10 protein-coding genes are annotated in these 12,179 nt (G+C 51.6%); 4 read left to right on the top strand and 6 right to left on the bottom strand.

Annotation, left to right across the window (positions count from 1 at the left end):
* Window positions 1-54: 54 nt before the first annotated feature.
* Window positions 55-660 (top strand): FMN-dependent NADH-azoreductase, encoded by a 606-nt coding sequence (gene azoR / locus NC856_RS01025; RefSeq protein ID WP_264088549.1) that lies wholly within the window; start codon window positions 55-57, stop codon window positions 658-660.
* A gap of 65 nt (window positions 661-725) precedes the next feature.
* Here azoR and NC856_RS01020 read toward each other — a convergent pair whose 3' ends face one another.
* Entirely contained in the window at window positions 726-959 is a 234-nt protein-coding gene (locus NC856_RS01020; protein ID WP_264088548.1) for a YnbE family lipoprotein, read from the bottom strand.
* Between the two features lie 15 nt (window positions 960-974).
* Window positions 975-3,563, bottom strand: a complete 2,589-nt coding sequence (locus NC856_RS01015) for a YdbH family protein (RefSeq protein ID WP_264088546.1) — start codon at window positions 3,561-3,563, stop codon at window positions 975-977.
* 461 nt (window positions 3,564-4,024) lie between these two features.
* Between NC856_RS01015 and NC856_RS01010 the strand changes: the two genes are divergently transcribed.
* Window positions 4,025-5,578 carry a methyl-accepting chemotaxis protein gene (locus tag NC856_RS01010; protein WP_264088545.1) on the top strand — a complete coding sequence of 518 codons (1,554 nt, stop codon included), beginning with the start codon at window positions 4,025-4,027 and terminating at the stop codon, window positions 5,576-5,578.
* Window positions 5,579-5,684: 106 nt separating this feature from the next.
* Entirely contained in the window at window positions 5,685-6,677 is a 993-nt protein-coding gene (locus NC856_RS01005) for a 2-hydroxyacid dehydrogenase (protein WP_264088544.1), read from the top strand.
* Between the two features lie 36 nt (window positions 6,678-6,713).
* Here NC856_RS01005 and NC856_RS01000 read toward each other — a convergent pair whose 3' ends face one another.
* The gene (locus tag NC856_RS01000; RefSeq protein ID WP_113868318.1) at window positions 6,714-6,998 is read right to left on the bottom strand and encodes a putative hemolysin; all 285 of its coding nucleotides are present in this window, start codon (window positions 6,996-6,998) and stop codon (window positions 6,714-6,716) included.
* Window positions 6,999-7,181: 183 nt separating this feature from the next.
* On the bottom strand, window positions 7,182-7,727 hold the full coding sequence (locus NC856_RS00995) for a flavin reductase family protein (protein WP_264088543.1): 546 nt from the start codon (window positions 7,725-7,727) through the stop codon (window positions 7,182-7,184).
* A gap of 255 nt (window positions 7,728-7,982) precedes the next feature.
* On the opposite strand from NC856_RS00995, the gene ttcA reads away from it, so the two are divergent.
* On the top strand, window positions 7,983-8,918 hold the full coding sequence (ttcA, locus tag NC856_RS00990; RefSeq protein WP_264088542.1) for a tRNA 2-thiocytidine(32) synthetase TtcA: 936 nt from the start codon (window positions 7,983-7,985) through the stop codon (window positions 8,916-8,918).
* Between the two features lie 276 nt (window positions 8,919-9,194).
* Here ttcA and zntB read toward each other — a convergent pair whose 3' ends face one another.
* Together zntB and NC856_RS00980 are read right to left on the bottom strand one after the other, a co-directional pair.
* Window positions 9,195-10,178, bottom strand: a complete 984-nt coding sequence (zntB, locus tag NC856_RS00985) for a zinc transporter ZntB (RefSeq protein WP_264088541.1) — start codon at window positions 10,176-10,178, stop codon at window positions 9,195-9,197.
* Window positions 10,179-10,185: 7 nt separating this feature from the next.
* On the bottom strand, window positions 10,186-11,805 hold the full coding sequence (locus NC856_RS00980; RefSeq protein WP_404802295.1) for a peptide ABC transporter substrate-binding protein: 1,620 nt from the start codon (window positions 11,803-11,805) through the stop codon (window positions 10,186-10,188).
* Between the last annotated feature and the right edge of the window lie 374 nt (window positions 11,806-12,179).

Raw genomic sequence — 12,179 nt, 5'->3', positions numbered from 1 at the left:
CGCAGCAAAGGACGCCGCACGGTGTCCGACCTCAATCAACGTAAGGAATTGGCAATGAGCAAAGTATTGATTCTCAAATCAAGTATCCTGGCGGATTTTTCTCAGTCCAACCAACTGGCAGACTACTTTAGCGCCCAGTGGCAAGCCGCGCATCCTGCTGACACCATTACCGTGCGTGATTTAGCCGCTCAACCGGTTCCGGTGCTGGATGGCGAACTGGTTGGCGCCCTGCGTCCTTCCGATGCGCCGTTAACGCCGCGTCAACAAGACGCCTTAACGCTGTCTGACGAGTTGATTGCCGAATTGCAGGCCCATGATGTTATCGTGATTGCCGCACCGATGTATAACTTCAACATCCCGACGCAATTGAAAAACTATTTTGACCTGATCGCCCGCGCTGGCGTGACATTCCGCTATACCGAGCAAGGCCCTGAAGGTTTGGTGAAAGGTAAACGCGCCATCGTGCTGACTAGCCGCGGCGGTATCCATAAAGGTACGCCGACCGATTTGCTGGAGCCCTATCTGCGCGTGTTCCTGGGCTTCATCGGCATGACCGATATTGAATTTGTTTTCGCTGAAGGTATCGCTTACGGCCCGGATGTCGCCCAAAAAGCGGCAGCAGAGGCGAAAGCGCAACTGTCTCAGTTTGCCGCGGCGTAACCCTGTTTCATTATTAACGACTCTGTCATTAAATTACCTATCATTAGTGTTGTGTTCTGGCTGTTTTATTGCGCGCCTTCAGGCGCGCTTTTTTTTACCTTTTCACTCACGGCGTTATCCGATTTTTCCAATAACTGCGTGGCCTCTTTATCCGCGCTGATGTGGATTTCATGCGCAATCTTCACATTCATGTTAATCGTGATCGGCTCTTTCGGCGCGGCCACTTCAATACGCGGCACACAGCCTGTCAGTAGAAATACCGCGCAGGCCGCGACCTGAATGCTACCGTTATACTTCATGGCGCTATACCGAATTTATTCATTTGCCTGTTGCTCCAACGTATCCTGCAAATTATCGCCAAAACGTAAACTCCGCCATAGCTGGAAAATATTTTCCTGATGACGATAGTTGAGAATGACTTGCCGATCCGCACTTAACAGCGGGTTTTTCCCCTGAATTTGCGAAATCAGCAACAGTTCGCCTTGATTGCTCAAATCCACTGTGGCATAGGATTGGTCGATTTCCAGATAACGCACCCAGTTAATCACCGCGCCGGTGACCATGTTTTTGCTCTCCAATTCATCGGCCAACGTTTTATCCATCCGCAGCGTCAGGAAACGATCATTAGTAAACCGCCCGCCCTGAATCAGCTTGTCAGGATGGTTAAAATTCAGCGGCAGCACGCCACTGATTCGCCCCGACATCGCAAACTGTTTCAGTTTCAACGCGGTAATCAGTTCGCTCAGCTCCACGCTTTTCACCGTAAACAACGCGTCTTCCCGCTGCGGCCAGCGCAAGGCCGACAAGCTGATGTGTCCGCCTAACGCATCCATTGCGGTTTGCGATATTATCAACGGCTGTTTTTCGCTGTAAGGATAGAAGCCTTGCAGATCAAGGCGAATATCCGTCATGCGAAACAGGTTGTCGAGCATGGCGATCCGTAATGTCGCCGGTTGTTTGATGCCGAATTCCCAACGCTGATCCTCCAGACGGTAAGGCAGCACAAAGTTAACGCCGCCCACTTCGCCGTCCTGCAACCAGAGTCCGCCGTTCTGCACCGCCCAATGTCCCCCGGCGCGGAACCCTTGTCCTTGCGCGGCGGAAAATGCCGCCTGCGCATAGAATTGTCCGGCGCGAATATTCATTTTCAGTTTTTCTGAAAGCAAGGGCTGAAACACCGTCAGAGGCTGACGCGGCCACCAGGCATTGCCGCGCAACCGCTCGCCGTCCCAGCGTCCGCGCAGCGTTACCGGGCCAATGTTCCGCGCCTGTAACGCGCCTTTCATTAGAAAGTCATTGGGATCATTGCCCTGCATACTCAAACTCATCAATGTGGGCGGAAGATAACCGCCATTGCTGAAATTCACTTGTTGTGACGCCAGTTGCAACGCGCCCTGAAAATGTGCGCCCGTTCGGGCGCGCTGCCAGCGCACCGGTTCGACGATGGTTAGTCGCGGCTGGTGAACCGTCACCAGGCCGTAGCCAAGCTGATTCAATCCGCTCGACAGCTGACTCACTTCAATCAGCGTATCCTGCCAGCGACCATGCCCCGCGACGTCCCAATTTGCTTTTAGCGGCGGCAATTGTCCGCTGCCCCAATAGCGCCACTGCCAGCGCCCTCGATCAGGCCAGAAATCCTGCGCTTGACCGTCCAGATGCAGGTTGAACCGCCCCCAATAGGTATGATGGGCCTTGACGATGGCCTGCAACCGTCCATTCACTCCGCTGGCGCTGATCCGCACGCCGGCCAATGGCCAGCGCGCTTCCTCAAGCCGTGCCTGTGGCCCCAGCGCGCCCCAGGCGCGCAGTAGCCCGCCGGGTAAAATCGACAATTCCGGGTTTAATAAAGCACCTTGCAGTATGCCCGGCAGCGATGCGGTTAATGATAAGTCTGACAGATTGGCCTGACCGGTTAACTGAAAACGCAACTCACTGTCAATCAGCCCCAAATGGCCCGGCCCCAGCACCAGAACCGCGTTGGCTTTACCGTTATGTCCTTGCGTCAGCATATTCATTCGCGCGTCGATGCGCGTTTTTTCCAACCCTTGCCGCCAGTTTTGCAACGTGAGCGAAATTCGTCCCGACAGCGGTTGTGCGGCATAAGGCCAGCGCCAGACGCCGTTGCTCACCTGGATCTGCTCGGCGGATAAGCGCCACGGCAGCGAGACCAGCGGCTCGTTATCGCCCCTCGCCCGCAGTGACAATTCCCCCTGCTGGCGCTGCCAGCTTAGCCGCATGGAAACAGGCTCCGGCGTTTGAGCGCCGTCAAACTGACCGCTAAGCTCACCCTGTACCGGCGCTTGCGTCAGCGTATCAGCCAGATCGAGCTCACCGCTCAATTGCAAGCGAATGTAGCCCGCCGACGTTGCCAGCATGCCATCGCGTAAACTCAGATGCTGTTGGCTCAGCGCGGCCTGAAACGCCAACTGATCACCTTGATAATGCAACGTCTGCTGTCGATCGCCATCGGTGCTGAACCGCACGCGTCCGGCATAATCGCGCCAGGGTTGCAATGTAAATGTTCCAATCGTGATATCGCCTGCCGGTAAACGCCGTTGCCACAGGGAAAGACGTGCCGGCGTCGCCTCGCTATCAGATGCCAACTGCGGCAGGCAATCGCTATTCAGCGTAACGGCATCGATATCGACCTTCCATCGCCCGGATTGCCGTTGCAGCGCCATATTCCCCACATCAAGCAGCGTACATTCGCCCACGGCGAGTCTGATGCCATCACTTTGCAACTCCCCATGAGACCAAACTGGCGTTGAACGCAACGTCAACGACATTTCCGCAGGTAACCAGATCCCGGCGATGCGAGGTAACCATTGCGGCATAGTCTGCCACGATACGAACAACAGCAGCAGTAACAGCGCCATGCCGGGTAACGCGTATTTTTTAATCATTCGTAGAGATTAAGTATCCGGTAGAATCCATAAAAACCTGCGCCATGATCGGAAGTTTGTTTTTTATACAATCGACGCGCATTATCTTAACCAATAAGCCCCCGGCTCACACCTGGCATCATATAATTCGCCACCCGGATATGCCACCATCCGGGCAAGTATTATAGACTGTCCGCATTGATAGACCGATCACGCCGCATCCCAGATAACCACCTACTAAATTTAAGCTATAGTCAGATAAAGATTATTAATCTTGTCATTCCCATGACCAATCAAAAGCATCCAGGTGATCTATGTCACAAATTAAACTGCTTTGAGCTATTGGCAAGTTATTTTTATACGTTGATTAGTTAACTATTTTGTGAAATTAGCCGTTAATTAACGATGAACGTTTTATTTTACCGTTAATCAATTGATTAAAAATATCACGTTCATACTTGCTTATATTTAAGGATTAATCGATGCGTAAAAATTATCCCGTCAGTGATATTCAATATTTATTAGATGAGAAAGCCAAGCTGATGTCAGTAACGACAACAGACAGTCACATCACCTATGCGAATAACGACTTTATTCATGCCAGCGGCTACACATTCGACGAACTCCTCTGTCAGCCACATAACATCGTGCGTCATCCCGACATGCCGCCAGACGCTTTCGCCGATATGTGGACTACCCTGAACGCAGGCAGGATCTGGACGGGCATGGTAAAAAACCGCCGGAAAAACGGCGATTACTACTGGGTTAAAGCCAGCACCACGCCATTGATGAAAGAAGGCAAGGTCACCGGGTATATGTCGGTTCGAACCCAGGTTTCCCAACAGGAAATCCAGCAAGCGGCAACGCTTTACCATAAAATAAACGAGAATAAACTCAAGCATCAGCGTTTATATCAGGGCCTGCTGATTTATAAAGGCCCGCTGAAATTCCTTAGCCTGTTCAAAATAATCCCGGTTCGCTGGCGGATTAGAAGTTACATTTATTTTTTTATTCTATTTACGTTATCTATTCTGCTGACGCTGTTTCCCTGGAGTTTGCCGGTATTAATGTTTGCGCTGGCAATATCCGGCGGCGCATTGATAACCGGCGAATTACTGGTTATGCATCTGGCAAAACCGCTGGAAAAAATTCTGCATCAGGCCGTCAATTCCGCCTCCGGGCAGGCTGATAATAACTTCCAGCTTGATCGCGTGGATGAGGTCGGCATGCTATTACGGGCGGTTAATCAGTCCGGCATGAACTTCCGTACCTTTGTGGATGATGTGAATAGCAAACTGGCCGAACTAAACTGCGCCTGTCGCGAGATTGCGGCTGGCAACCATACGCTCAGCCAACGCTGTGATGATACCGCTCAAAGTCTGCAAAATACCGCCTCATCAATGGAACAATTGACCGCGACCATCAAAAGCAATGCCTCCGCCTCGCAGTTGGCGACACGCTGCGCGGAAGACGCCAATGTCGCGGTCGAGGCCGGCGACTGCGCCGTCAATCAGGTTACCGATACCATGGTGGCCATGACTCGCTCCAGCAAAGAGATTACCGATATTATCAATGTGTTGAATAACCTGTCCTTCCAGACCAACATCCTCGCGCTGAACGCCGCCGTTGAAGCCGCCCATGCCGGTGAACAAGGCAAGAGCTTTGCCGTGGTTGCGAGTGAAGTTCGTATTCTGGCGCAGCGCAGCGCACAGGCGGCAAAAGACATCGCCACCATTATCGAAACCACCATTGACAACATCAATACCAGCGACAAACTGGTAAACCATACCAGCGAGTCGATGAATAATATTCTGACGCAGGTTCAGCAGGTAACGCAGTTGGTGAACCAAATCAGTCTGGCGACCCATGAACAATCGCAAGGGCTGGGACAAATTAACGATGCGGTTAACAACATCGACGAACTGACCCGCCAGAACACGATACTGGCCAGCCATTCCAGCGCCGCAATCAGCAGCCTGGAACAACAAATCAACACCATGTCGGAAGCGGTCTCCGTCTTCAGCATCCCCCGCTAATTGCTGTGTTCTCCTGTCACGGACCGTTATGCTTTTGTGAGGTAACGGTATGTCCCCTGACTCTTTTCTGATAGCTTAAACAGAGAATTTTTGGGAGAAAGATGCGATGAAACTGGCAATCTACAGCACCAAGCAATACGACCGTAAATATTTAGAGCAGGTGAATCAACAATTTGGCTATCAGTTGGAATTTTTTGATTTCATGCTGACATCGCGCACGGCCAAAACCGCGGCGGGCTGTCAGGCGGTATGTATTTTCGTCAATGACGATGGCAGCCGCGAAGTATTGACGGAACTGGCGCAACTGGGCGTTAAAACCCTGGCGCTGCGTTGTGCCGGTTTCAATAATGTCGATCTGGAAGCGGCCAGAGAATTGGGCATCAAGGTGGCGCGTGTTCCGGCGTATTCACCGGAAGCAGTGGCTGAGCACGCCGTTGGCTTGATGCTGTGCCTTAACCGCCGCATCCATCGCGCTTACCAGCGCACCCGTGACGCTAACTTCTCCCTTGAAGGGTTGATTGGTTTCAACATGCACAACCGTACCGCCGGCATTATCGGTACGGGGAAAATCGGCATTGCCGCCATGCGCATTCTGAAAGGTTTCGGTATGCGCCTGCTGGCGTTTGATCCCTACCCTAATCCTCAGGCGCTGGAACTGGGGGCGGAATATGTCGATCTGAAAGCACTTTATGCCCGCGCCGATGTGATTTCGCTGCACTGCCCGCTCACGCCGGAAAACCACCATCTGCTCGATCGTAACGCATTTTCACAGATGAAAGACGGCGTGATGATTATCAACACCAGCCGTGGCGGATTAATTGACTCGCAGGCGGCGATTGATGCGCTAAAACAGCAGAAAATCGGGGCGCTGGGCATGGATGTTTATGAGAATGAACGGGATTTGTTCTTTACCGATAAATCGAACGACGTCATTCAGGACGATGTTTTCCGCCGCTTATCCGCTTGTCACAATGTGCTGTTTACCGGCCATCAAGCCTTTCTGACCGAGGAAGCCCTGACCAGCATCTCCCAGACAACGCTGCAAAACCTGAAACAAATCAGTCAGAATGAACCGTGCGAGAATCTGCTGAACCCCTGAGCGCCAACCTGCGGCAGTCTCAGGCTGCCGCCATGCTCAGCCTGCGGGACACGTTCCGTTCATCACCGCGCGTTCGTCGCAACGTTTGCCATTCGCCAATTGGCAGGTGCCTACGCTGGCGCCATCCAATTGACGGGAGAGGGCCATCGTTCCGCCAATCAATGTACAGTTAACATCCAACGGGGTGCTGCTTTTCAGCAATACAACCGAATTTTCATCTAATGCGGGATCCCGTTTATCGACAGCCGCGGCTTTTTCGCCACCGCTGCACCCCGCCAATACCAGTGCGGCCACAGTAACCAGCCATTGATACCCTTTCATTGTCTTGGCTCCAAATCGTGTGGATGACATCACCTGACGCAAGGCATTGCATCAAGTAATATCGGATAAATCCTAGGATGAAGAATATATTTACCACACCTTATTCGCCGTCACATCAATAAATGCCCCGCGACGATGAAAAACCGGACGTGATGCGCGGGAAAAGCAATCTGCCGTAAAAGACTATACGCTGTCCGGCAGCTTGGAACGCATCATCTCCTTTCGATCAATCCTTCCGCCATCCGTGGTGATAAACGTGCCGTCGCCAACGGCATGAAGCATGCGCTGCTCGACGCGCGTATCATCGAAATAGGCAGCGAGGCCTTCCAGCACCAGGATACCGTGCCGTTCGATAATATCGACAACCCGACACTCAATATTGGCCAGGCACTCCTTGATGAGGGGCGCCCGAACATGCTTACTCCGCAGCGGGGTAAGATCAAACTGGTGAAACTTATCGGTGTCCTGCCCGGAGCATATGCCAATGCCAATCACCGTATCGATCATATCGACGGTGGGAATGGCAATGACGCACTCCCTGAAGGTCTGAAGTGCGGTATAAGAATAGTTCCACGGCCCCGTGGTTATGGCGAAAGTAGCTGAAAAATCAAGAACCATTGTCCATGTGATGGTCATCACGTTATCCTGCTGACCATTGTTCGTCGTCACCAGAACAACCGGCCCCGGCTCAATCAATGTAAACGCTTTCTCAAGCGGAAAACTTTGCATGATTTCATCCTCCTTTTAGCCCGTGGTCATCATTTTAGCTTGTGGTCTAGTATAGACGTCACCGCAAGCAAAAATGAGAACCCGATATCAGTAAGGCGCATGCGTCATCAGGCGATGACCCAATAGCGTCTAAAACGAACTGGCATTCGTCGTCGTAATCCGTACCATACACGCCATACTTATGCAGATATCATCCAATGCATGCCGTGAATTATTTTGCCGCAATAATGCCCCTTGCCAAAGAGCATATGTAAAATGCAAGAAAAACAAGAAATTACACCAAAACAACAATACAATCTCAACAAACTTCAGAAGCGTCTGCGTCGTAACGTCGGGGAAGCCATCGCAGACTTCAATATGATTGAAGAAGGTGACCGTATCATGGTTTGTCTGTCCGGCGGCAAAGACAGCTTCACCATGTTGGAAATTCTGCGCAACCTGCAACAGAGCGCGCCGGTTAATTTTTCACTGGTCGCCGTCAATCTGGACCAGAAGCAGCCCGGTTTTCCTGAACATGTGTTGCCGCAATACCTTGAGCATGTCGGCGTTGAATACAAGATCGTCGAAGAAAATACCTATGGCATTGTGAAAGAGAAAATTCCAGAAGGGAAAACCACCTGCTCACTGTGCTCGCGTCTGCGCCGCGGTATTCTGTATCGCACGGCCAGCGAATTAGGCGCGACCAAAATCGCGCTGGGCCACCACCGTGACGATATTCTGCAAACGCTGTTTCTGAATATGTTCTACGGCGGAAAATTGAAAGGTATGCCGCCGAAACTGATGAGTGACGACGGCAAGCATGTGGTGATCCGTCCACTGGCCTACTGTCGTGAGAAAGACATCGAACGTTTTGCCGATGCGCGCCAGTATCCGATCATTCCGTGTAATCTCTGTGGTTCACAGCCTAATCTGCAACGTCAGGTGATCAAGGATATGCTGCGGGACTGGGATAAACGTTATCCTGGCCGTATCGAAACCATGTTCAGCGCAATGCAGAATGTGGTGCCTTCTCATCTCGCCGACCATACGCTGTTTGATTTTAAAAGCATTCAACACGGCGGCGAAGTGATTGACGGCGGCGATCTGGCGTTTGATCGCGAAACGTTGCCAATGCAGCCGGTTGGCTGGCAACCGGAAGATGACGAGGATATCCCGTCTCAGACCAGGCTCAATGTACTGGAAATCAAATAAAGAATGGAAAAGCAGAACGGGTGCTGAGGTGGAAAGCCCAAAAAAATGCCGACGAAATCGTCGGCATGGTGTGAATCAATTGTGCTATGCAGTAATTCAAAAAAGGAAGTAAGACAATATGGAGCGCAACGCCCATCGCTTGACGTTGCATTCACCTGCATGAAGGATAGTGCCGTACTGTTATGTAAAAAATGTTGATATTGCTCAAGTTAGCCGTGACTTTTCCGCTAACCGGTAAACCGTGTGATAATACGCACAATAACTATTCGTTGACACTCATAACCATTTACTACGTTTTAACCACCATGCAACGCCGCAAACCAATAGTACCAACATCAGACAGAACGTAGCGAAGCCAAATCGGGAATCGCCCCCCGGAATCCCCCCCAGATTGACGCCAAATAGCCCGGTCAGAAACGTGGTCGGCAGGAAAACCATCGCCAGCAGCGACATGGTGTAGGTTCTGCGACTCAACGCCTCCGTTATCTGTGCGGTAATTTCATCCGACAACACAGCGGTACGCGCAATACTTGCATCCAGATCTTCCAGCCCACGCCCCAGCCTGTCGGCGATTTCCTGCATTCGCCGCCGATCGTCATCCTGCATCCAGGGCAACTTCTCACCGGAAAGACGCGAAAAAACATCGCGCTGTGGCGTCATATAGCGTCGTAATACAATCAACTGCTTGCGAATCAGCGCCAGTTCTCCGCGCGGTATGATTTTTTGCTCCAGCAAACTCTCTTCCAGATCGATGATTTTTTCATGTAAATCATCAATAAACTCACTGGTATGGTCGGTGATCGATTCGGCAATCGATACCAGCCAGCTTCCGCTGTCGGTCGGCCCGTTCCCTTCTTTGAGTTCGGTCAGCACTTCATCAATAGCCAGCACTTTGCGCCGCCGCGTCGAAATAATAAGCTTATCGGTAATAAAAACCCGGATCGCGACCAGTTGGTCAGGACGAGCATCCGCATTCAGGTTGATGCTGCGCAGCGTAATCATCGTGCCATCACCCAACCGGGTTACTCTGGGACGAACGCTCTCGCCGGATAGCGCGTCACGCACGCTGTCCGGCACCAGGTGGGTATCGCTCAACCAATGGGCGCTGATTGGCAGCGTCGAATCCAGATGCAACCAGCAAGGCCGGACGCTGTTAGTCACATCTTTATCGCCGATAGAAACCACACCGCCTTGTCCATCTAATTGATAAGCATAAACCGCGCCGGTATGTTGCAACACATCTCCTTCAAATGATTCCATGCTTGCCTCAATGTTTCACGATATAGAGCATATGGCTGTAAGCGACATCCTCAGGATTGGTGATGGGATAGCCCTTGACCCACGGTTTGATCAAACGTCCGTTGGTATATTGATAGATCGGGGCGATGGGCGCCTCCTCCATCAGGATTTTCTCCGCCCGGTCGTAATCGTCATTCAACCGTTTAGCGTCGGTTTGGTTGCCCGCCTCCTCCAGCAAACGATCATAATCAGCGTGGTTAAACCGGGCGATATTTCCGCTGTGCCGCGACGTTAATAACGACAGGAATGTGGATGCTTCATTGTAATCACCCACCCAGGATGCTCTGACCACATCGAAATTACCGCTGTTGCGGCTGTCGATATACGTTTGCCACTCCTGATTGGATAAACGCACGTTCACGCCCAGCTTGGTCTTCCACATGGAAGCAATGGCGATGGCAATCTTCTGATGGTTTTCCGATGTGTTATACAGCAGGGATAATGTCAGGGGTTTACCGGGGCCGTAGCCTGCCGCCGCCAGCAATGCTTTCGCCTGCGCATCCAACTCGGCCTGAGTATATTGCTGTAACTCGCTTTCGGTCGGCGTAAATCCGGCGGTGACATCCGGCGTGAAGTGATAGGCGGGTTTCTCGCCGGTTCCCAGCACTTTTTCCGCAATGATTTTCCGGTCGATGGTATAAGACAAGGCTTTGCGAACGCGCGCATCATTGGTTGGCGCGCGCTGGGTATTAAAAGCATAGTAATACGTTCCCAGTTGCTCAGGGGTATAGACCTGACCGGGCAGATCTTGCAACAGTTTATGATACTGATTTTTGGGAAACGATTCGGTGATGTCGATATCCCCGGACAGGTAGCGCTTTGTCGCATTCGATTCCTGATTGATCGGCACAAATGTAACTTTAGTTAACTGGGTATTGGCATGATCCCAATAATACTCGTTTGGCGTCATCACCAGTTTTTCATTGACGACCCGCCGTTGTAGCTTGAAAGCGCCGTTACCCACCAGATTACCTGGTTTGGTCCAGTCATTGCCGTACTTCTCTACCGTTGCCTGATGAACCGGAAACAGGCTGAAGTTCGCCAACAGACTAACAAAGTAAGGCACGGGTTTGCCAAGTTGCACACTGAGCGTGTGATCATTAATCGCCGTGACGCCGAGTTTCTCCGCCGGCATTTTACCATCGATAATCTGCCCGGCGTTCACTATCCCGGCAAGACGGGCAAACCAGGCAAAAGGCGATGAGTTTTCCGGTGAAACCAGACGCCGCCAGCTATAGACAAAATCCCTGGCAGTCACCGGATCGCCATTTGACCAGCGGGCATCTTCACGCAGAATAAAAGTGAATGTACGGTTATCGTTGGTTTGCCAGCGCAGAGCGACGCCAGGCACAATATTGCCGTTGGCGTCCTGATTGACCAACCCTTCAAACAAATCGCGCGCGACCTGCGCTTCTGGCAAACCAACCGCTTTTATCGGATCCAACGAGGCGGGTTCATCTTTGATATGACGCACAACTTCCTGTTTCTCGGCTAATACGGTTCCGGGGGGAACCTGCGCCGCGCCAACACTGCCTGTCAATATCGCAAACAACGCCGCATAGCGAGTGGAATGACCCTTTTTTATCATGATTTGACCCTTACCGATTAAAACGCTGGCGCGTGCGATTGAATAATGTTCGGATACCTCGGTCGGGTGCCGTCCCGAAAACCGATTGATGACGAAGATGACGAATAGTAATGAAATAACTGAAAAACATAATAGCCAATAAACCGCTAAAGCATCTACTTGTAACCGCAGTCCTTGCCACGCGCTATATCAGCGCTGGAAACCAAAGCGCAGGGTGAATTGATCACGAAACTTAACCCGGCCTGGGTTGTCTCTTTTCATGAGCCGCGGATTTTCATCACGGGACATCGCGGACGCGCTATTGTAAAACGCGCCGCATTTTCTGTATCAATGTTGCTAATGTTGTCCTAAACTGACCGCGTGTTAACAACCTG

It is taken from the genome of Brenneria izbisi, assembly GCF_025840185.1.
Lineage (GTDB): Bacteria > Pseudomonadota > Gammaproteobacteria > Enterobacterales > Enterobacteriaceae > Brenneria > Brenneria izbisi.
This window is presented reverse-complemented; position numbering and strand designations above follow the sequence as displayed.

Excerpts from the sequence above, each read along its gene's own strand:
- NC856_RS01005 (WP_264088544.1), top strand. The coding sequence starts at position 5,685 with ATGAAACTGGCAATCTACAGCACCAAGCAATACGACCGTAAATATTTA.
- NC856_RS01020 (WP_264088548.1), bottom strand. The coding sequence starts at position 959 with ATGAAGTATAACGGTAGCATTCAGGTCGCGGCCTGCGCGGTATTTCTA.
- NC856_RS01015 (WP_264088546.1), bottom strand. The coding sequence starts at position 3,563 with ATGATTAAAAAATACGCGTTACCCGGCATGGCGCTGTTACTGCTGCTG.
- azoR (WP_264088549.1), top strand. The coding sequence starts at position 55 with ATGAGCAAAGTATTGATTCTCAAATCAAGTATCCTGGCGGATTTTTCT.
- ttcA (WP_264088542.1), top strand. The coding sequence starts at position 7,983 with ATGCAAGAAAAACAAGAAATTACACCAAAACAACAATACAATCTCAAC.
- NC856_RS00995 (WP_264088543.1), bottom strand. The coding sequence starts at position 7,727 with ATGCAAAGTTTTCCGCTTGAGAAAGCGTTTACATTGATTGAGCCGGGG.
- zntB (WP_264088541.1), bottom strand. The coding sequence starts at position 10,178 with ATGGAATCATTTGAAGGAGATGTGTTGCAACATACCGGCGCGGTTTAT.
- NC856_RS01010 (WP_264088545.1), top strand. The coding sequence starts at position 4,025 with ATGCGTAAAAATTATCCCGTCAGTGATATTCAATATTTATTAGATGAG.
- NC856_RS00980 (WP_404802295.1), bottom strand. The coding sequence starts at position 11,805 with ATGATAAAAAAGGGTCATTCCACTCGCTATGCGGCGTTGTTTGCGATA.
- NC856_RS01000 (WP_113868318.1), bottom strand. The coding sequence starts at position 6,998 with ATGAAAGGGTATCAATGGCTGGTTACTGTGGCCGCACTGGTATTGGCG.